Below are 20,343 nucleotides of genomic sequence, written 5' to 3'. Positions count from 1 at the left end.
CATCGTCGGACCGATGGTGCCACTCCAACAACAAAAAACCAGGAGTCCGACGATGCGCGATTACGCCGAGGCCATTCGTTCGTTCGACCATGCCCAGGCCGCCAGCGCGGCGCTGCATGGCGACCTCGCTGCCCTCAATGCTTGTGTCGAATGCTGTGACCGCCACACTGGCAGCGAGCGGCCCGCGCTGATCTGGGAAGACCGCGACGGCAACGGCGCGCGCTACAGCTTCGACCAGTTGCGTGATCTGGCCGCACGCTTTGCCAATGTGCTCAAGGCCCAGGGCGTGGTGCCCGGGGACCGGGTCGCCGGGCTGCTGCCGCGTACCCCGGAGCTGCTGGTGACCGTGCTGGCCACCTGGCGCCTTGGCGCGGTCTACCAACCACTGTTCACCGCGTTCGGGCCCAAGGCCATCGAGCATCGCCTTGAGCAGTCCCACGCCCGCGTGGTGGTCACCGATCGCCTCAACCGCGCCAAGCTGGACGAAGTGGCGGACTGCCCGACGCTCATCACCGTCGGCGCGCGCGCCGGCGAGGTGGATTTTCATGAGGCGCTGGCGGCGACGCAAAGCTTCTGCGAGCCGGTGATGCGCAGCGGCGACGACCCTTTCCTGCTGATGTTCACCTCGGGCACCACCGGCCCGGCGAAACCGCTGGAGGTGCCGCTGCGGGCCATCGTCGCGTTCCAGGGCTACATGCGCGACGCCATCGACTTGCGCCCCAGCGACAATTTCTGGAACCTGGCCGACCCAGGCTGGGCCTATGGCCTGTATTACGCCGTCACTGGCCCGCTGTCGCTCGGCCATGCCACCACCTTCTACGATGGGCCGTTCAGCGTCGAAAGCTGTGCGCGGCTCATCGACAAGCTTGGTATCACCAACCTCGCCGGCTCGCCCACCGCGTACCGCCTGCTGATTGCGGCGGGCAAGGCGTTCGCCGACCCGATCAAGGGCCGCCTGCGGGTGGTCAGCAGCGCCGGCGAGCCGCTCAATCCGGAAGTGATCCGCTGGTTCGCCGACGAGCTGGGCGTGACCATTCACGACCATTACGGCCAGACCGAACTGGGCATGGTGCTGTGCAATCACCACGCGCTGGAGCACCCGGTGCACCTGGGGTCGGCTGGCTTCGCCATCCCCGGCCACCGCATCGTGGTGCTGGACGAGCAGGGCGTTGAGCTGCCCGCCGGCCAGCCAGGCATCCTCGCGGTGGACCGCGAGCAGTCGCCGCTGTGCTGGTTCGCCGGCTATCACGGCTTGCCGACCAAGGCATTCGTCGGCAAGTACTACCTGTCCGGCGACACCGTCGAGCTCAACCAGGACGGCAGCATCAGTTTCGTCGGCCGCAGCGACGATGTGATTACCACCTCCGGTTACCGAGTCGGCCCGTTCGACGTGGAGAGCGCGCTGATCGAACACCCGGCGGTGATTGAAGCTGCGGTGATCGGCAAGCCCGACCCCGAGCGCACCGAGCTGATCAAGGCGTTCGTGGTGCTGGCCAAGGGCTTCGATGCCGGCCCGGAGCTGGAAGACACCCTACGCCAGCATGTGCGCCAACGTCTGTACGCCCACGCCTACCCGCGTGAAATCGAATTCGTCGGCGAGCTGCCCAAGACCCCGAGCGGCAAGCTGCAACGCTTCATCCTGCGCAACCAGGAAATCGCCAAACAACAAGCCGCGCAGCCGATCGCTGCGGGCGCCTGAAGGAAACCCGACATGCATATCCAGAACAAGCACTTCATCGTCAGCGGCGCGGCCTCGGGCCTGGGCGCCGCCACCGCGCAGATGCTCATCGAAGCCGGCGCCAAAGTGATGCTGGTCGACCTGAACGCCGCCGCCGTCGAGACCAAGGCTCGTGAGCTGGGCGACAACGCCCGCTTCGCGGTGGCCGACATCAGCGACGAGCAGGCCGCCCAGGCGGCGGTCGAGGCTGCCGTCAGCGCTTTCGGCAGCCTGCACGGGCTGGTCAACTGCGCGGGCATCGTCGGCGCCGAGAAAGTGCTGGGCAAGAACGGCCCCCACACCCTGGGCAGCTTCGCCAAGGTCATCAACGTCAACCTGATCGGCAGCTTCAACCTGCTGCGCCTGGCTGCCGCGGCCATGGCCGAGGGCCAGGCCGACGAAGGCGGTGAGCGTGGGGTGATCATCAACACCGCCTCGATTGCCGCCTACGACGGCCAGATCGGCCAGGCCGCCTATGCCGCGTCCAAAGGCGCGATCGCCAGCCTGACCCTGCCGGCTGCCCGTGAACTGGCGCGCTTTGGCATCCGCGTGATGACCATCGCCCCGGGCATCTTCGAAACCCCGATGATGGCCGGCATGAGCGAGGAAGTGCGCGCGTCCCTGGCTGCCGGGGTGCCATTCCCGCCGCGCCTGGGCCGCCCGCAGGAATACGCCGCGCTGGCCCGCCACATCATCGAGAACAGCATGCTCAACGGCGAGGTGATCCGCCTCGACGGCGCGCTGCGCATGGCTGCCAAATAAGGAGCAATGAACATGACCCTCGCCAATGACCCGATCGTAATCGTCAGCGCCGTGCGCACGCCCATGGGCGGCCTGCAGGGCGACCTCAAGAGCCTGACCGCGGCGCAGCTGGGCAGCGCGGCGATCCGCGCCGCCGTGGAGCGCGCCGGTATCGATGCCGCCAGTGTCCAGGAGGTGTTGTTCGGCTGCGTGCTGCCCGCCGGGCAAGGCCAGGCCCCGGCACGCCAGGCCGCCCTGGGCGCCGGCCTGGACAAGCACACCACCTGCACCACCCTGAACAAGATGTGCGGCTCGGGCATGCAGGCGGCGATCCTGGCCCATGACCAACTGCTGGCCGGCAGCGCCGAGGTGATCGTCGCCGGTGGCATGGAGAGCATGACCAATGCGCCCTACCTGCTGGACAAGGCCCGTGGCGGCTACCGCATGGGCCACGGCAAGATCATCGACCACATGTTCATGGACGGCCTGGAAGACGCCTACGACAAGGGCCGGCTGATGGGCACCTTCGCCGAGGACTGCGCGCAGAACGGCGCATTCAGCCGCGAGGCACAGGACAACTTCGCCATCGCCTCGCTGACCCGGGCGCAGGACGCCATCAACAACGGCCGCTTCGCTGCCGAGATCGTGCCGGTGGAAGTCACCGAGGGCAGGGAAAAACGCATCATCAAGGATGACGAACAGCCGCCCAAGGCGCGCCTAGACAAGATCCCGCAGCTCAAGCCGGCCTTCCGCGAAGGCGGCAGCGTGACCGCTGCCAACTCAAGCTCGATCTCCGACGGCGCCGCGGCCATGGTGCTGATGCGTCGCTCGGAGGCCGAGAAACGCGGCCTCAAGCCGCTGGCGGTGATCCACGGTCACGCGGCTTTCGCCGACACCCCGGCGCTGTTCCCCACCGCCCCCATCGGCGCCATCGACAAGCTGATGAAACGCACCGGCTGGGACCTGGCGGAGGTTGACCTGTTCGAGATCAACGAGGCCTTCGCCGTGGTCACCCTGGCCGCCATGAAGCACCTCGACCTGCCCCACGACAAGGTCAACATCCACGGCGGCGCCTGTGCCCTGGGCCACCCGATCGGCGCTTCGGGCGCACGCATCCTGGTGACCCTGTTGTCGGCTCTGCGCCAGAACAACCTGCGCCGTGGCGTGGCGGCCATCTGCATCGGCGGTGGCGAGGCCACGGCCATGGCCGTCGAATGCCTGTACTGAGGTGAGCCATGTTGGTAACTGACGAGCAACAACAGATCGCCGACGCCGTGCGTGCTTTCGCCCAGGAGCGCTTGAAACCGTTCGCCGAGCAATGGGACAAGGAGCATCGCTTCCCCAAGGAGGCGATCGAGGAAATGGCCGAGCTTGGCCTGTTCGGCATGCTGGTGCCGGAGCAGTACGGTGGTAGCGATACGGGCTATGTGGCCTACGCCATGGCCCTGGAAGAAATCGCCGCAGGTGACGGTGCCTGCTCGACCATCATGAGCGTGCACAACTCGGTGGGTTGCGTGCCGATCCTCAAGTTCGGCAGCGAGGCGCAAAAGCAGCAGTTCCTCATGCCGCTGGCCACGGGTGCGATGCTGGGCGCGTTCGCCCTGACCGAACCCCAGGCCGGCTCCGACGCCAGCAGCCTGAAAACCCGCGCGCGCCTGGAGGGCGACCACTACGTGCTCAACGGCAGCAAGCAGTTCATCACCTCCGGGCAGAACGCCGGGGTGGTGATCGTCTTCGCCGTCACCGACCCTGACGCCGGCAAGCGTGGCATCAGCGCCTTCATCGTCCCCACCGATGCCCCCGGCTACCAGGTGGCGCGGGTCGAGGACAAACTCGGCCAGCACGCCTCCGACACCTGCCAGATCGTCTTCGACAATGTGCGGGTGCCGGTGGCCAACCGCCTGGGCGAAGAAGGGCAGGGCTACAAGATCGCCCTCGCCAACCTCGAGGGCGGGCGCATCGGCATCGCCTCGCAGGCGGTGGGCATGGCCCGCGCCGCCTTCGAGGTGGCCCGCGACTACGCCAACGAACGCCAGAGCTTCGGCAAGCCGCTGATCGAGCACCAGGCCGTGGCCTTCCGCCTGGCCGACATGGCGACGAAAATCGCCGTGGCCCGGCAGATGGTGCTGCATGCCGCTGCCCTGCGCGATGCCGGGCGCCCGGCGCTGGTGGAAGCTTCGATGGCCAAGCTTTTCGCCTCGGAAATGGCCGAAAAGGTCTGTTCGGATGCCTTGCAGACGCTCGGTGGTTATGGCTATCTGAGCGACTTCCCGCTGGAGCGCATCTACCGCGATGTGCGGGTCTGCCAGATCTACGAAGGCACCAGCGACATTCAGCGCATGGTCATTGCGCGCAATCTTTGAAGGAGCAGTCTGCATGGCATTCGAAACCATCCTGTTGGACATCCATGGCAAGGTCGGCCTGATCACCCTCAACCGCCCGCAGGCGCTCAACGCCCTGAACGCGCAGATCGTCGGCGAGATCAACCAGGCCCTGGACCAGCTCGAGCGTGACCCGAACATCGGCTGCGTGGTGCTCACCGGCTCCGCCAAGGCCTTCGCCGCCGGCGCCGACATCAAGGAAATGGCCGACCTGAAGTACCCGCAGATCTACGTCGAAGACCTGTTCAGCGACGCCGACCGCGTCGCCAACCGGCGCAAGCCGATCATCGCCGCGGTGTCCGGCTTCGCCCTGGGCGGTGGCTGCGAGCTGGCGATGATGTGTGATTTCATCCTGGCCGCCGACAACGCCAAGTTCGGCCAGCCGGAAATCAACCTCGGCGTGTTGCCGGGCATGGGCGGCACCCAGCGCCTGACCCGCGCGGTGGGCAAGGCCAAGGCCATGGAGCTGTGCCTGACCGGCCGCCTGATGGGGGCCGAGGAAGCCGAACGTGCGGGCCTGGTGGCGCGCATCGTGCCGCAGGCCGAGTTGCTGGAGGAGGCGCTGAAGGTGGCCGCGACCATTGCCAGCAAGTCGATCCCGGTCAGCATGATGGTCAAGGAGAGCGTCAACCGCGCCTTCGAAGTGACCCTGAGCGAGGGCGTGCGTTTCGAGCGCCGGGTGTTCCATGCGGCGTTCGCCACCGAGGACCAGAAGGAAGGCATGGCGGCGTTCATTGCCAAGCGCGAGGCGCAGTTCAAGGACCGTTGAGGGCAGGGCGCTCTGCTGGGCGCCCCGCCTTTTTTCAGCGGTTGAAGAAGTACCTGGTCGCAGCGGCTACGGACACGGGGGCGCGGTAGACCTCCACAGCGCGGCCGCTGGCTGGGTCTGGCACGCTCTGGCCCCGTGCATGGCGTTGGCTGACCGTTTTCAGGTGGCCGGCGAGAAACTGCTCGCGCGGGGTGTCCAGCGCCGGGTAGTGGAAGTGGGCGTACCAGAGATCCTGCCCCTGGTGGCGGATGCTGTATTCGTCCAGGTAGTCGGCCGGGCGTCCCTTTACTTTCGCCAACAGCGTGCGGTTGCCGATGGCATGGATTGTCGCCTCGCCGCTGTCCACCAGGAATTGCACCTCGCCCATCCTTGGCCGCTGGCGCAAGGCGGCCTGGATACGCAGGCTCCTGGCTTGGTCGCCCAGGCTCAGGCTCAGGTCGTTCAGAGCCTTGGTGACCTGCGCCGCGTCCCGATCGCCGGCGGCTTCGTCACTCTGGTTGTCGGCGGTCAAGTGCCGCTCGATGGCATCCGCCTGCTCTATCAAGCGCTGTTGCTGGCTGCTCAGCAGGTCGTGGATTTCCACGGGCAGGTAACTGTCGCTGCGGGTGCCTTGCAACTGCGTGAGTTCGGCGCGGGCGCGGGACATCAGCTTGTCGCTGGCCTTGAGCAGTTTCTTCAAGCTGTCGCCATTGGGTTTTTGCGGGGATGGCGCGGGTGGGATCTCGACCCAACCGTCCTGTTCCTGGCGATAGGACCGTGTGCTGCCCTGGCCGTCAGCCTCGGGTATGTCGATGATCGAGGCGTCGCCCTCGTGGGGCACCCCGAGCAGCAAGCCGTGTTCGCTGGTCTCGATCAGGCCCGGTGTCCGCTGACGCAATTGCGACAAGGTGGTGGTGGCGGGGTAAGCCGGGTACTCGCTCAGTTCCAGGTGCACTTTTGCCTGGAGGTAGTCCAGGTCTTCATCGATCAGCGTCAGCAGCGGGAGCGAGTCTTCGTCCTGGGCCAGTGCCTTGAAGTTACCCAGTTGTCGCCTGGCCTGGTTGAGCAGCTCGCCGATGGCCCTGAGCAAGCGCGAGGCAAGCTCGTCGCTGGGCTGATCGAGGCTGGCCAGGCGCTTGAGCTGGGCTACGACCAGGGCAACGTTGGCGTTGGCGCGCTTGAGCCAGAAACCTCGGGGCCTGAGCTCGCCATCCTTGAACGGGTGCAGCACGAACAGGCGGTTGAACCGATTCTCCAGGCGCCGGTAGCGACTGTTGATCCGGTACTCGGGGCTCGGCCATGACTGGTTGATTCGATCGAACATGGCCTGGATGCTGTCCTGGCCGCGGTTGGTCAACTTGTTCATTTCCTGATGCAGCTCATGCATGGCATCGGCGTTGGCCACCATCTGGTCGATCAGGGGCGACAGGCTGGCCAGGCGCGTGCTGTAGATGTTCAGGTCTGTCGGCGACATGTGCGCCTGGTGTTCTTCGAGAAACCGTGCCAGTTGCGTGCGCGCGGGGGCGTACAGGCGGTGCAGCGTCAGGTTGACGAGGCGCTCGCTGAATGTGCGCTGGGACAGGGCGTTGGCACGCTCGATCTTGAAGTTGGGCCGAGGCTGCAGGGCGTTGTACTGGTTAAGGCGCTGCAACTGCAGCGCCCAATGCGCGGATACACGCTGACAGCTTTGCAGGTAGCTTTGCAGCACCTCAGGGTCGCTGTCGTCGCTCAAGGTTCGGGCGCTGGCATTGATGGCCCGCAGTTGCTCGAGACCCTCTCGGGTCGCCTGGCCGATGCTTTCGTCCAGGGTGGCGAGGGTCTGCTTCTTTTCTTCGCGCAGTCTGGCGATACGTGACCCCGATGGCATGCCGCCGAGCAGGCGCAGGCGCAGGTCGAGCTGCCAGCGTCCCGCTTCGTCACGCATGAGCCATGGCCCGAGTATCTCCTCGGCGGTGTCGCTGACAATCCGTGGCTGTTCGGTGGAATCATCCAGCACCACGCGATAGACCGCGCCCTCGAGCTGTACCCAGAACTTGTCCCGTGCCAGGTACAGGCCGGCCAGCGGGCCATACGGAATCGGGGTGCCGAGGGTATGCAGCGGCTCTTTGCCACGCAGCTGGGTCAAGGTGGCGCGTTGCGTGGCGCTAAGGCTGCGGCTGGCGTGCGACCAGTGGAAGTTCAGGGTGGTCTCGGGCGTGTCGATCTCGACCAACGGTGCCATCGGTATGGGTGTCGACTGGGCCGGCAGCGAGGCTTCCTGGCCTTCCTCGAGCCGCGACTGCAAGGCGGTGTGGGAAAGCAGCAGCAGGGCAATATTCACCAGCAGGTTGACCATGGCCAGGCGATGCCCGCTGGGGTCGCGGGTACTGTCGGATTCGAAGAGCTGGGCGAGGGCGATCTCCATCTGGGCCAGCCATGCCACTTTACCCAAGGTGCTCCCGGCCAGTGGCAGCACAGTGTTGAACAGTAGCCAGCCTAGTTGCAGGCGGCTGTTCCAGCGGGTTTCGGCGGTGGTTGCCGAATGGGCCGCGAAGCGCTGGATCGATTCCTCGACGCTCGCCAGGTAGATGGCCTGGCCAATGTCGACGACGGCGGGGGCGACGTTCAGCGAGGCCGGCGCAGGGCGGCCGAAGGGTACGGCGAAGGTATCGTCCAGCGGGTAGAACAGGTGCGGCTCGGTGATCCCTCCATGGTCGTAGACTCGGCGTGCCTCGGCGGGCAGACGGGCCAGCAGGTCGTCCTGCAGCTCGCCAGGCGTGCCCATCGCCACCAGCAGTGCCAGTCGATCGTCGAATTGTTGCAGCGGTTGGGCATGCAGCGGACGGTAGAGCAGGCAGGGGCCTTTCTCGGGGCTTGCCGCTTCGATCAACCAGGTGTTGAGCAGCATGTCGGGGGCTGCGTCTGTGCGCCGGAGCAGTCCCAGGGGGCGCAAAACCCAGTGGTCGGCGTCGTCCTCGACGGCGGGCGTGAAGATGTCGCCTACCCGCTCGACGCAGTCCTTGCTGATACCTTGGTCACGCAGGTGCAGCTCCATGGCCAGCGCCGGCAGCTGGTTGCGCAGCTGGGCGCCGAGCAGTGCCTGGCGCTCCCGCTTGCCTGCCGCGTCATCGAGCAACTTGTCGCGCAACATGGCCGGGTAGCTGCTGCCGATGTCCAGCTCGCTGACGATCCGCTCAATGTAGCTGCGGCTCAGCCAAGCTGGCAGGGAGGCGCCATCGCTGGCGCTCAGCTCCACGCGCCCGGGCTTGAGCAGGCCGAGGTTGCCGATGGCCAGGTCGGCCAGGCTGAACTCGACCCGGTGGGGGGTGCCGGTGATTATCAGGTTGTCCTGGCCGGCCAAGGCGCCGGCGTGGGTCTGCAGGTTGACCACCCGGATGGCCTGCGGGTCGATGTTGTTGTCGGGGTGGTCGGTGTTCAGGCGCAGGGCCAGCTGCCGATTGGCATACGCCTGGGCGGTATCGATGCCGTCGAGCCAGAACCTGCCCTGGGCATCCTTGTAGCCTTGCGCGACGTCGACCAGCATGCGCGCATAGTGCAACTGGTTGCCGTCGGAGGCGTTCTGCAGCCAGTCCGGCAGGCGCTGGGCGAGGGTCTTGCGCTGCCTGCGCTCGTCGCGGTTGCACAGCTCTACCATCGAGGTCAGGCGATCCAGGTTGTGGCTGAGCGCCAAGGCATGGCCTTGGCTGAAGTACTGTTGCGAGCGGCTGTGCAGTACTTGCAACTGCTGGTGCAACAGGCCCAGCGCCTGGATTTCGAAGGGGACGTCGGCGGTGGGCGCGAGCTGAACCTTGTGCGGGCCCGGTATCGGGCTCTCGGGCCACAGGCGAGCGATGATATCGAGCATCGCCCGCCGCGAGGGAAGGCCAGGAGCTTGCCGACCAGGGTGTAGAGCAGGGTGACCGGTGTGTCGCCGCCGTGTTCGAGCAACAGGGCGCTGCCCAGATCGAGGTCGATCTTGCCGTTGTCCGACAGGTCGGTCTGCAGGTGGGTGATGGTCGAGCTGTTGTGCTGTCCGGCCTCGCCGGGCACGTTGCGCAGTTGGTTGGCGAGATCTATCCCGCTGCTGGTCAGGCGGCCATCGTCCTTGCGACTGTCGATGGCATGGCCGAGCTGCTGTTCCAGGTAACGGGCGTACCACTGCCAGGGCGTCTGTCCGCTGCTGTCGAATGTGCTCCAGTACTGCACCAGCTCCTCGCGGTGGCGTTCGACGACGAACGGCCCACATTCGTTGATCAATAGCTCGACCGGATGCAGGTCGATATCCAGCGCATGAGCCGGATCGTCGAGTGGGTGGCTGCTGATGAAGTCCTCGCCTTCGGTCAGATTGAGCGTTGCGCGCCGGCAGAAGCGCTCGATCAATACCATCGACAGCGGCCTTATCCAGGCATTGGCGCCACGCACAGGTCGGCTGATCAGGTAGAGGGCAAGGGGGTCGTGGCCATGACCGAGCTGGCGTTGCTGCCATTGCTCGACCAGCAGACGGCCAGCAACCGCGTGCAACACGGGGCGGTCCTGGAAGCGGCGGGCGACGGCGCAGTCCAGCGTGCTCAGTGCAACGATCCGTTGGTGCAGATCCATTAAGTGTGCTCCTTGATGATGTAACACACAGTTGGCCGCGGGTTGGCAAGGGCCAGGTGGTATTGGTTTGCCACCCTGTTCGAGCGCAGGCGGCATTCATGGGGGCGCGCGCCGGCATTTGTTGCGGCATATTGCGTAATCGAGCGCCGCAGCGGCGCCAGCCATAAAAAACACGGCACCAATGGGCGGATTCCTCGGTGTTTCGGTCAAATCCGCCGTCATTTCTGTTGCCCCTTGCCGCTTGGCACCTTAGACTTCCGCCCCCTGTAAAAGAGTGCCGGTTGGCGCTTGAAGAATTCCGCTGCCGATGAGCCATCATCGGCGGCACTCGAATCGCCCAAATGCACATTTTTTCATAGAGAAATCGATGACCAAGGAACAGTTGCTGGCCATGTCGGCCGATGACTACATGAATGCCGACCAACTGGTGTTCTTTACCAAGCTGCTGCAAGCGATGAAAGTCGAGACGCATGAGCGCATCGAACTCAACCGCACTGCCATCGAAGGCCTGGATACCCCGTCGGATCCGGCTGACGTGGCTTCGGTCGAGGAAGAGCGCACTTGGCTGGTCAACGCCATCGACCGCGATCAGCGCCTGCTGCCGCAGCTGGAGATGGCCCTGGACCGTATCGGTGACGACAGCTTCGGCTGGTGCGACGACAGCGGCGAGCCAATCGGCCTCAAGCGCCTGCTGATCAGCCCGACCACCAAGTACTGCATCGAAGCCCAGGAGCGTCACGAGCAGCTCGACCGCCACCAGCGGCAGATCTGACACTCGGCGCACTGCGCAAGGCCCCACGGAGCGATCCCTGGGGCCTTTGTGTTTTCTTGCCTTGCATCAAGCGTGATCGTCATACATCCAAGGGACTATGGATAGTGGCGTTATGGTGGCGTTTAATGGCGTCACAATAACGACACGCGGACGGACCACGAAGATGATGCGAGAAGGAACTCGGCTGGCTGTTGCCATCGCCTTGCTGCAGGGTGGCGTACTGTGCGCGCTGCTGACGGCCCAGGCTTACGCCGGGCTGGCGCTGTACCTGGCCTTGCCGTCGGCGCTGCTGGTGCTGTGGCTGCCGCATCTGCGGCGGGCACCGGTGACGACGCAGGTGCAGGCGGCTGCGCAGGACAATGACCTGATTGCGCAACTGGCCCGGGGCACCAGCCACAATGCGCTGTCGGCTGCGGCGGTGGCTTACTCGGTGCAGCAGCTGGCTGCGCGGGTGCAGTCGCAGCTGGGCGCCGCCGAGGAGATCGTCGGCAGCGCCGAGATCATGATCGCCACCGAACAGGCCAGTGCCCAGCTCAGCCACCAGGCCCTGGAAGCCGCGCGCTCGGCCCATGGCAGCAGTGTCGCCGGCAGCGCGGTGCTGGCCGAGTCGATCCAGTGCATGCACGACCTGAGCCAGCGCGCCACCGCCAGCCGCGAGCTGATCGAGGCGCTGCACCTGCGCAGCGAGGACATTGCCCGGGTGACTCTGGTGATCCAGGCCATCGCCAGCCAGACCAACCTGCTGGCGCTCAACGCCGCCATCGAGGCGGCGCGGGCGGGTGAGCACGGCCGCGGTTTTGCCGTGGTCGCCGATGAAGTGCGCGGCCTGGCCGGGCGTACCGCCACCGCCACCCAGGACGTGGGGCAGATGGTGGCCGATATCCAGGAACGCACCGCCCAGGTGGTCACGCAGATCCGTGCGTTGGCCGATGACCTGGGCAGTGGTGTGGCGCAGGTGGAGCAGACCGGCGGGCAACTGGCGCAGATCGCCGGCCTGGCCGCCAGCGTTGAAGGGCAGGTCGGCGCCATTGCCGCGGGCACCCAGACCAATCGTACCCAGCTTGACACCCTGTTCCAGGCGGTGGCGCAGGTGCGCAGCGACCTGGCGGTGAGCGACCAGCAAACACGGCGCCTGGCCCAGGCCGCGGTGCAGATGGAAGGGCAGGTCGAGCACCTTAGCGAGCGCCTGGCCGAGGTCGGGCTGGACGCCTATCACCAACGGGTGTTCGAGCTGGCGCAAGGTGGGGCACGGCATATTGGCGAACGTTTCGAGGCTGACATCGATCAGGGGCGGGTGACGCTGGAGGATTTGTTCGACCGCCAGTACCGGCCGATTGCCGGCATGCAGCCGCCACGTTTCAGCACGCGCTTCGACCACTACACCGACACGGTATTGCCGCAGATCCAGGAACCGCTGCTGCTGCATGAGGGGCTGGTCTATGCCATCGCCTGTACCCAGCAGGGCTATGTACCGACCCACAACAACGCCTTCAATCAGCCACTGACCGGCGACCCGGTACAGGACACGGCGCATAACCGCAGCAAGCGTACCTTCGACGACCGGACCGGCATCCGCTGCGGCAGCCATCAGCAGCGGGTATTGCTGCAGACCTATACCCGCGACACCGGTGAGCTGATGCATGACCTGTCGGTGCCGATCTACGTCAAGGGGCGCCACTGGGGGGGCCTGCGCCTGGGCTACCGCCCCGAACCCGGGCTTGATTGAGCCGATTTGTTGCCTTTGATGCAACACAGCTCTACCTGCATGGGCTTTTTCCTGGAGCCAGCAGGACGTATCATGGTCATATCGTTAGGTTGCTAATTAAATTCCGGAGGGAATTATGAATAGCCAAGTCGATGTGGCAGTGATGATCGGCACAGGTGTTCCAGCCTCTTTGCAGGCGTTGGGCAAGCGGGTGTGCTGGGTGGTACTGGTCAATGGCGAACGGCGTGGCACCGCCTTTGCCAGCCGTGGCGAAGCGCTGGAGTGCCAGGCCGCCTGGTTGGCGCAGTTGGCGCGGGGCGAGGTGGCCTGAGGGCGTCAACCTTCCAGTTGGCGGGCCAGCTCGCAGGCGTCCTGATGGCGTTGGCGAAAGCCCCTGACCCTGCCTGTGGTGCTTTCGGTGATATGAAAGAATGCGACACCGGCAGGCACGACGATGAAGCGCGCCTGGTTTGGCGGGGTGAACTTGAAGGAAATGTGCTGCGCCTCTCGACGGATTTCAGTGTTTTCGGGCATATTCGTTCTCCTGTAATGCGCGACCGAAGGCCAGGCCTGTTTCCTTGAGGGACCTGTCGCTGGCTGTCGCATCTTTTCTGGCAGTTTTGATGTCAGACATTACGGTTCCCATTATGGAATCACGCCAAAGCTTACCCCGCGCGCCCGAACGATGGCTGAGTGAAGAATTTCCTGCTTATCGCTTGGCCCGTCTCGCGTGGATAATCGGTGGTGTGGTTGCTAAGTCCTGTGGACGTTGACTTGAAAAGGCTGGCACCTGGCGCGATAACGCGGCCGGGTGATGGCCTGTAGTAATTGATGTGAGGAGCTCTTCATTGGCAGTCAGTACTCTGGATACCCATGCGTTGTTTGCCCTGGGCGATTTGCGCGCCAAGCTGGTCAAGTTGTTCAACGGGCGGTTCATCTACGTTACCGAGCAAAACCCTGAAGGCCTGTACATGGCCGAGATCGACCCCGACGGTGCCATGGTGGTCGACGACAAACAGCGCCTGGAGCTGAAAGTGGGCGACCACTTCCGCGCGGCGGTGCTGCCCAGCCGTGAAGGCGGCAAGCTGGAACTGCGTTTTCGTGAGATCAAGTTGAATGTCTACGGGCAAGGCGACTATGCCTTTGTCCGCGTGCCCGAGGGTGAGGGCATCGTGTTTCGCGAGGGGCAGGGCGTGATGTTGGTGTTCGCCGCGGAACAACAGGTACAGGAAGGCCTGGGCAAGCTGCTCAAGGCTGTGACCGGCAAGGTCGCCAAATGGCGCAAGGGCGAACTGACCACCTTCAAGGCCAGCGAATGAGTGACCTGGCGGCGCCAGGCTCGCGTGCCGACTTTCACCGCCGTCACCAGGCCCAGGCCATTGCCCAGGCCGAGCAATTGCTGGCGCGTCGCGAAGCACTGCAGGGCGCCTGGCTGGCCTGGGTAGCCGGCGAGCTCTACCAGCTCAGCCCACCGCCCTATGCGGCGATGGTGCGGCGTGAACTGCAGCGTCTGGCTGGCGGCTGAGCCGGCTACCCGTTCAGTTGCCCCGGTCGCGCCCGCTGCTGACTTCCTCCGGTACATCCTCGCCCGAGGTGCGCTTGCGAAACAGCGCCGCCCGGGCCAGCAGCAGGGTGGTGACCGGCACGGTGATCGACAGCAGGATCGGGATCAGCCAGGCATGCAGCACCGGGCTCTGCTTGAGCGCTGAGAAGTACAGGATCGACGCCAGTGCCACGCACCAGGCGCCGATGGTCGAGGCCAGCGCGGGCGGGTGCATGCGCTGGAAGTAATCTTTCAGCCGCACCAGGCCGATCGCGCCGATCAGGGCGAACAGGCTGCCGAAAAGCAGCAACGCCGAAACCGTCAGCTCCAGCCAGAACGGCAATACCAGGGTTTCACTCATTCGATCACCTCGCCTCGCAGCAGGAATTTGGCCAGAGCGAACGAGCCGACGAAGCCGAACAGGGCGATCAGCAGGGCGCCTTCGAAGTAGGTGTCGCTGGCGTAGCGGATGCCCAGCACCAACATCATCAGCATGGCCAGGATGTACAGGTAGTCCAGCGCCAGCACCCGGTCCTGGGCGGAGGGGCCGCGGAACAGCCGGATCAGTGCCAGGCCCATGGCCAGGGCAAAGATGAACAGGCTGGCGAGGACGGCGTTGGCAAGCAGGCCGCTCATTCGAAAATCTCCATCAGCGGGCGTTCGTAGGTGTGCTTGAAGTGCTCGATGAACGCCGCTTCGTCGTCCAGGTCGAACACGTGCAGCAGCAGCACGCTGCGGTCCAGGGCCAGTTCCGACCAGACCGTGCCCGGCACCACCGTGGTGATCATCGACAGTGCCGCCAGGCCATGGGCATCGCGCAGCGCCAGCGGGATGTGGACGAAGGCCGAGCGTGGTGGGGTGCTGCCGGCGCGCAGCACGCCACGGGCCACCAGCAGGTTGGAGACGATCACATCGATGCCCACCCGGCCGATCAGCCGGGCGACCACCAGTGGCCGGCGGATGTGGGCATGCTGCGGGCGCAGGGGCGCCATCAGGATCGGCGCGAGGATGCCCAGGGCGGCGCCCAGCAGCAGGTTGCCTGGGCTGATCGACAGGTTCAACAGCAGCCACAGGACGAACAGCGAAAGCGACAGTAGCGGCGCGGGGAACAGGCGGTTCATGGTTGCACCTGCGCATTCAGGGTAGTCGGGCCAGGCACTGGCCGGGTGGCCATGACGGCCTGGATGTAGGCGTCGGGTGCTTGCAGGCTGGCTGCGGTGTCCTGGGTGTAGCGCAGCAGCGGTTCGGCCTTGAAGCTGAGGAAAATGCTCAGGCCCAGCAGGATGACGATGGGCAGGCATTCATAGCGGCGCAGCAAGGGTGACTGGCGCTCCTCGGGCTTCCAGAAGCGCTGGATGCCGACCCGGCCAAAAGCAATCAGCGAAGCCATGCCGGACAGGATCAACAGGGTGACCAGCGTCCAGCCGGCGGTGCCCAACGGCTGCCCCGGTGCGACACCCAGCCCTTGCGGATTGAACAGCGCGCTGATCAGGTTGAGCTTGCCGATAAACCCCGACAGTGGCGGCATGCCGATGATCAGCAGGGCGCAGGCGATGAAGCACAGGCCAAGGAAGGCCATGGTCCAGGGGATGATCTGGCCGATCACTGCCTTCTGTTCGTCGTCCAGGTTGATGCCCTTGGGCGGGTGCAGCGACTCCAGCGGCGATGGCATCGCATCCTCCTCTTCGTCCAGCGGCGCCTCGTTGGCCGAACGCGAACGCTCGACCAGTTCGGCCAGCAGGAACAGCGTGCACAGTGCCAGGGTGGAGCTGGCCAGGTAGAACAGCGCGGCGCCGGTCAGTACCGGTTGACCGAAGCCGATGGCGGCCATCAGTGTGCCGGCTGACACCAGGATGCTCAGCGCCGCCAGCCGCTCAAGGCGCTGGGCGGCCAGGATGGAGGCTGCGGCCACTGCCAACGTCGCCAGGCCGCCATACACCAGCCACTCGCCGCCGAAGTTCGCCGATGCGCCGGCCTGCCCGGAGAACAGCAGGCTCCACAGGCGCAGCACGGCATACAGCCCGACCTTGGTCATGATCGCGAACAGCGCCGCCACGGGTGCGCTGGCCGAGGAGTAGGCCGGTACCAGCCAGAAGTTCAACGGCCAGATCCCGGCCTTGGCCAGGAAGGCAATGGCGAGAATTGCAGCGCCCGCATGCAGCAGGCCACGGTCGGCTTCCGGTACCAGCGGCACCTTCAGCGCCAGATCGGCCATGTTCAGTGTGCCGGTCACGCCATAGAGCATGGCCGCGCCTACCAGGAACAGCGACGAGGCGAACAGGTTGATGGCGATGTAGTGCAGCCCGGCCTTGACCCGCGCGCGGCCCGACCCATGCAGCAGCAGGCCGTAGGAGGCCGCCAGCAGCACCTCGAAGAACACGAACAGGTTGAACAGGTCGGCGGTGAGGAAGGCGCCGTACAGGCCCATCAGCTGGATCTGGAACAGCGCGTGGAAGCTGGCCCCGGCGCCGTCCCAGCGGGCCCGGGCGAACAGCAGCGCGCAGCTGCCGACGATGCCGGTCAGTACCAGCAGCAGCGCCGAAAGGTGGTCCACCACCAGGGCAATGCCGAACGGTGCTGGCCAGTTGCCCGGCAGATACACGCCGATGGACTCGGCCTGACCCTGGGTACGCACCCACATCAGCAGGGTGACGGCGATAGCCAGGCCGGTGAAGGTCGACAACAGGTTCAGCCGCGCCTTCAGCCAGCGGTGCTTCTCGCCGATCAGCAGCATCAGCGCCGCAGTCACCAGCGGCAGCAGGATCGGCGCGATGATCAGTTGGTTCATCCCACTCATTCGTCACGCTCCCGGCCGTCCACATGGTCGGTGCCGGTCAGGCCACGGGAGGCCAGCAGTACCACCAGGAACAGTGCGGTCATGGCGAAGCTGATGACGATGGCGGTGAGCACCAGCGCCTGGGGCAGCGGGTCGGTGTAGTGCAGCAGATCCTGGGTGACGCCGTCCTTGATGATCGGCTCTTTGCCGATGAACAGGCTGCCCATGCTGAAGATGAACAGGTTGACCCCGTAGGACAGCAGGCACAGGCCCATGATCACCTGGTAGGTACGCGGGCGCAGGATCAACCACACCCCCGAGGCGGCCAGCACGCCGATGGCGACTGCAATGACTTCTTCCATCAGGCGGCTCCTGCTTGGCTGGATTTGCCGGGATTGCCCGGGCGATAGGCACGCACCGACTGGTGCGCCAGCGCGGTGAGGATGAGCAGTGTCGAGCCGACCACCACGGTGAATACGCCGATGTCGAAGAACAGCGCGCTGGCCACGTGCACGTCACCCAGCAGCGGCAGGTGCAGGTGGGCGGTATGGGTGGTCAGGAACGGGTAGCCCAGGCCGATGGCGCCAGCCCCGGTGAGGGTGGCGCAGAGCAGGCCGGTGCCCATCCAGCGCAACGGACGCAGGCTCATCTGCGCCTCGACCCACTGGGTGCCGGCGACCATGTACTGCAGGATGAACGCCACGGACATGACCAGGCCGGCGACAAAACCGCCCCCCGGCTGGTTGTGGCCACGCATGAACAGGTACATCGACACCAGCAGGGCGATCGGCAGCAACAGACGCACCAGGGCGGCCGGCACCATCATGAAGCCCAGCGCGGTGTCGGTGGCGTGGCGCGGGTTGACCAGGTCGGTGACCACGTCCGGCGCCAGCTGGCGCTGCTGGGCAGGCAGCTGCATGCTCTCCTTGGGCGGGCGGAAGCGGCGCAGCAGGGCAAATACGGTGAGTGCCACGGCCACCAGCACGGTGACTTCGCCGAGGGTGTCGAAGCCGCGGAAGTCCACCAGCATCACGTTGACCACGTTGGTGCCGCCGCCTTGCGGCAGGGCCCGGCTGAGGTAGAACGACGAGATGTCATTGGGCGTGGGGCGGGTGAGCATGGCGTACGACAACAGCGCCATGCCGCCACCGACCAGCACCGCCAGCACCAGGTCGCGCAGGCGACGCAGGCGTGCGCGGTCCTGGCTGCCGGGCAGTGGCGATACGCCTTCGATACGCCGGGGCAGCCAGCGCAGGCCGAGCAGCAGCAGGACGGTGGTCACCACTTCGACCGCGAGCTGCGTGAGGGCAAGGTCGGGGGCGGAGAACCAGACGAAGGTGATGCAGGTCATCAGGCCGCAGACGCTGACCATGATCAGCGCCGCGAGGCGGTGGTACTTGGCTTGGTAGGCGGCGCCGATGGCGCAGGCGATGGCGATCAGCCACAGCGCGACGAACACCCCCGAGCCTGGGATTTTCGGCCGGTCGCCCCAGCTCAGGCCGTTGTACAGCAGCGGCATGAGACCGGCGATGAAGGCAGCCAGCACCAGCATGAACAGTTGTGTCTGCAGGCGGCGGGTGGTCAGCAACCGCTCGATGTGCCGAGCCAGCAACATCAGGTGCACCAGGCCCTGCTCGAACAGGCGCTTGCCGTTGACGCGCCCGATCAGCGGTGGGTTGGCGAAGCGGCCGCGTTGCAACTGCTTGCGCAGCAGCAGGTAGAGGAGGATGCCGCCGCACATGGCGATCAGGCTCATCATCAGCGGTGCATTCCAGCCGTGCCAGACGGCCAGGCTGTATTCCGGCAGGGTGCCGCCGACCACCGGCAGGGCGGCCGCGGCCAGCAGCGGGCCGACCGATTGCGCCGGGAAAATGCCGACCACCAGGCAGGTGAGCACCAGCAGCTCGACCGGTGCGCGCATCCAGCGCGGTGGCTCGTGGGGCGTGTGCGGCAAGTCCTGGGCCGGCGGGCCGAAGAACACGTCGACGGTGAAGCGCAGCGCATAGGCCACGCTGAAGGTGCCGGCCAGGGTGGCGATCACGGGCAGGGCGGCCTCGACCCAGGCGGTGGAACTGATGAACACGGTCTCGGCGAAGAACATTTCCTTGGACAGGAAGCCGTTCATCAGCGGCACGCCGGCCATCGAGGCGCTGGCGACCATGGCCAGGGTGGCGGTGAACGGCACCAGGCGGAACAGGCCGCTCAAGCGGCGGATGTCACGGGTGCCGCTTTCGTGGTCGATGATCCCGGCGGCCATGAACAGCGAGGCTTTGAAGGTGGCGTGGTTGAGAATATGGAACACCGCGGCCACGGCGGCCAGCGGGCTGTTCAGGCCCAGCAGCAGGGTGATCAGGCCCAGGTGGCTGATGGTCGAGTAGGCCAGCAGGCCCTTGAGGTCGTTCTGGAACATCGCGGCGAAGGCGCCGAGCAACAGAGTGGCGGCACCAGCACCGCCAACGATCCAGAACCATTCCTCGCTGCCCGACAGCACCGGCCAGAGCCGGGCCAGCAGGAACACCCCGGCCTTGACCATGGTTGCCGAGTGCAGGTAAGCCGAGACCGGGGTGGGCGCCGCCATGGCGTGGGGCAGCCAGAACTGGAAGGGAAATTGCGCGCTCTTGCTCAGGGCGCCGATCAGGATCAGGGGCAGCAGCACCGGGTACAGCGCATGCTGGCGGATGGTATCGCCGGCAGCCAGGACCTTGTCCAAGTCGTAGCTGCCGACCACATGGCCGAGCAGCAGGGCCCCGACCAGCAGGCACAAACCGCCGGCACCGGTGACCATCAGCGCCATGTAGGCGCCACGGCGGGCGTCGGCGCGGTGGTGCCAGTAGCCGATCAGCAGGAAGGAGAACAGGCTGGTGAGTTCCCAGAAGAACACCAGCTGGATCAGGTTGCCGGAAATCACCAGGCCGAGCATGGCGCCCATGAACGCCAGGAAGAAGGCGAAGAAGCGCGGCACCGGGTCCTGGGGCGACATGTAGTAGCGCGCATACAGCGACACCAGGGTGCCAATGCCCAGCACCAGCAGGCTGAACAGCCAGGCGAAGCCGTCCATGCGCAGCACCAGGTTCATGCCCAGGCTGGGCAGCCACAGCAGCTCCTCGCGAATGACGCCACCGTCGGCGACCTGGGGGTACAGCAACGCCACCTGGACGGTGCCGACCAGGGCGACGAGCCCGGCGAGAATGGACTCTGCGTTGCGTGCGTTGTGCGGCAGGACAGCCGCCAGGCAACTGCCGATGAAGGGCAGAAGCAATAGCACAATCAATGACATAGCGTTCTGTTCTGAGAAGTTTGCCAAGGATCATACGTGCCGGGGTGTGTATCACCAACACGCAAGCGGTTGCAGGATCCTACAAATGTGCTGTGACAAGCTGTT

General features: G+C 65.6%; 18 protein-coding genes. 10 read left to right on the top strand and 8 right to left on the bottom strand.

All coding sequences use genetic code 11. The features are described from left to right. Positions 1-52 precede the first annotated feature (52 nt). From F6X61_RS20270 to F6X61_RS20250, 5 genes are read left to right on the top strand one after another with little or no spacing between them, the layout of a single operon-like run. The gene (locus tag F6X61_RS20270; RefSeq protein ID WP_153788141.1) at positions 53-1,699 is read left to right on the top strand and encodes an AMP-binding protein; all 1,647 of its coding nucleotides are present in this window, start codon (positions 53-55) and stop codon (positions 1,697-1,699) included. A gap of 12 nt (positions 1,700-1,711) precedes the next feature. Then, on the top strand, positions 1,712-2,479 hold the full coding sequence (locus tag F6X61_RS20265) for an SDR family NAD(P)-dependent oxidoreductase (RefSeq protein WP_153788140.1): 768 nt from the start codon (positions 1,712-1,714) through the stop codon (positions 2,477-2,479). Positions 2,480-2,491: 12 nt separating this feature from the next. Continuing rightward, a complete protein-coding gene (locus F6X61_RS20260; RefSeq protein WP_153788139.1) occupies positions 2,492-3,685 on the top strand; it encodes an acetyl-CoA C-acyltransferase in 1,194 nt (397 codons plus the stop codon). A gap of 8 nt (positions 3,686-3,693) precedes the next feature. Then, entirely contained in the window at positions 3,694-4,821 is a 1,128-nt protein-coding gene (locus tag F6X61_RS20255) for an acyl-CoA dehydrogenase (RefSeq protein WP_153788138.1), read from the top strand. A gap of 13 nt (positions 4,822-4,834) precedes the next feature. Continuing rightward, entirely contained in the window at positions 4,835-5,608 is a 774-nt protein-coding gene (locus F6X61_RS20250) for an enoyl-CoA hydratase (protein WP_153788137.1), read from the top strand. A gap of 34 nt (positions 5,609-5,642) precedes the next feature. Here F6X61_RS20250 and F6X61_RS20245 read toward each other — a convergent pair whose 3' ends face one another. Then, positions 5,643-9,431, bottom strand: coding sequence for a DUF6543 domain-containing protein (locus F6X61_RS20245; RefSeq protein ID WP_153788136.1), 3,789 nt, complete (start codon positions 9,429-9,431; stop codon positions 5,643-5,645). Between the two features lie 1,101 nt (positions 9,432-10,532). Here F6X61_RS20245 and F6X61_RS20240 point away from each other — a divergent pair. The 3 genes from F6X61_RS20240 to F6X61_RS20230 all read left to right on the top strand — a co-directional run bounded on the left by F6X61_RS20240 (position 10,533) and on the right by F6X61_RS20230 (position 12,973). Then, on the top strand, positions 10,533-10,937 hold the full coding sequence (locus F6X61_RS20240) for a TraR/DksA family transcriptional regulator (RefSeq protein ID WP_110994572.1): 405 nt from the start codon (positions 10,533-10,535) through the stop codon (positions 10,935-10,937). Between the two features lie 97 nt (positions 10,938-11,034). Further along, positions 11,035-12,663, top strand: a complete 1,629-nt coding sequence (locus F6X61_RS20235) for a methyl-accepting chemotaxis protein (protein WP_371923736.1) — start codon at positions 11,035-11,037, stop codon at positions 12,661-12,663. A gap of 115 nt (positions 12,664-12,778) precedes the next feature. Further along, on the top strand, positions 12,779-12,973 hold the full coding sequence (locus tag F6X61_RS20230) for a hypothetical protein (protein ID WP_153788134.1): 195 nt from the start codon (positions 12,779-12,781) through the stop codon (positions 12,971-12,973). Between the two features lie 5 nt (positions 12,974-12,978). Here the strand turns inward: F6X61_RS20230 and F6X61_RS20225 are convergent, their stop codons facing one another. After that, positions 12,979-13,176 (bottom strand): hypothetical protein, encoded by a 198-nt coding sequence (locus F6X61_RS20225; protein WP_153788133.1) that lies wholly within the window; start codon positions 13,174-13,176, stop codon positions 12,979-12,981. A 314-nt stretch (positions 13,177-13,490) separates the two neighbouring features. Here F6X61_RS20225 and F6X61_RS20220 point away from each other — a divergent pair, with 314 nt between their 5' ends. Both F6X61_RS20220 and F6X61_RS20215 read left to right on the top strand, forming a co-directional pair. Next, positions 13,491-13,961, top strand: a complete 471-nt coding sequence (locus tag F6X61_RS20220; RefSeq protein ID WP_153788132.1) for a hypothetical protein — start codon at positions 13,491-13,493, stop codon at positions 13,959-13,961. Next, positions 13,958-14,167 carry a hypothetical protein gene (locus F6X61_RS20215; RefSeq protein ID WP_110994577.1) on the top strand — a complete coding sequence of 70 codons (210 nt, stop codon included), beginning with the start codon at positions 13,958-13,960 and terminating at the stop codon, positions 14,165-14,167. Before F6X61_RS20220 ends, F6X61_RS20215 begins: the two co-directional genes overlap by 4 nt. 13 nt (positions 14,168-14,180) lie before the next feature. Here F6X61_RS20215 and F6X61_RS20210 read toward each other — a convergent pair whose 3' ends face one another. The 6 genes from F6X61_RS20210 to F6X61_RS20185 are packed head-to-tail and all read right to left on the bottom strand — an operon-like array spanning position 14,181 to position 20,238. Then, a complete protein-coding gene (locus F6X61_RS20210) occupies positions 14,181-14,546 on the bottom strand; it encodes a Na+/H+ antiporter subunit G (protein WP_153788131.1) in 366 nt (121 codons plus the stop codon). Beyond that, positions 14,543-14,821 carry a K+/H+ antiporter subunit F gene (locus tag F6X61_RS20205; RefSeq protein ID WP_110994579.1) on the bottom strand — a complete coding sequence of 93 codons (279 nt, stop codon included), beginning with the start codon at positions 14,819-14,821 and terminating at the stop codon, positions 14,543-14,545. The genes F6X61_RS20210 and F6X61_RS20205 overlap by 4 nt, the downstream gene beginning before the upstream one ends. Further along, a complete protein-coding gene (locus F6X61_RS20200) occupies positions 14,818-15,306 on the bottom strand; it encodes a Na+/H+ antiporter subunit E (protein ID WP_110994580.1) in 489 nt (162 codons plus the stop codon). Before F6X61_RS20200 ends, F6X61_RS20205 begins: the two co-directional genes overlap by 4 nt. Further along, entirely contained in the window at positions 15,303-16,982 is a 1,680-nt protein-coding gene (locus tag F6X61_RS20195; protein ID WP_153788130.1) for a monovalent cation/H+ antiporter subunit D, read from the bottom strand. Before F6X61_RS20195 ends, F6X61_RS20200 begins: the two co-directional genes overlap by 4 nt. Next, complete coding sequence (locus F6X61_RS20190) at positions 16,979-17,323, bottom strand: Na+/H+ antiporter subunit C (RefSeq protein ID WP_003250128.1); 345 nt, start codon at positions 17,321-17,323, stop codon at positions 16,979-16,981. Before F6X61_RS20190 ends, F6X61_RS20195 begins: the two co-directional genes overlap by 4 nt. Next, positions 17,323-20,238: a monovalent cation/H+ antiporter subunit A gene (locus tag F6X61_RS20185; RefSeq protein WP_153788129.1), complete on the bottom strand. Its 2,916-nt coding sequence runs from the start codon at positions 20,236-20,238 to the stop codon at positions 17,323-17,325. Before F6X61_RS20185 ends, F6X61_RS20190 begins: the two co-directional genes overlap by 1 nt. Positions 20,239-20,343 lie beyond the last annotated feature (105 nt).

This window comes from Pseudomonas sp. EMN2 (genome assembly GCF_009650555.1).
GTDB classification, from domain to species: domain Bacteria; phylum Pseudomonadota; class Gammaproteobacteria; order Pseudomonadales; family Pseudomonadaceae; genus Aquipseudomonas; species Aquipseudomonas sichuanensis.
Note: the sequence above shows the minus strand (reverse complement) of the source record. Positions and strands in the feature narration are given on the sequence as shown.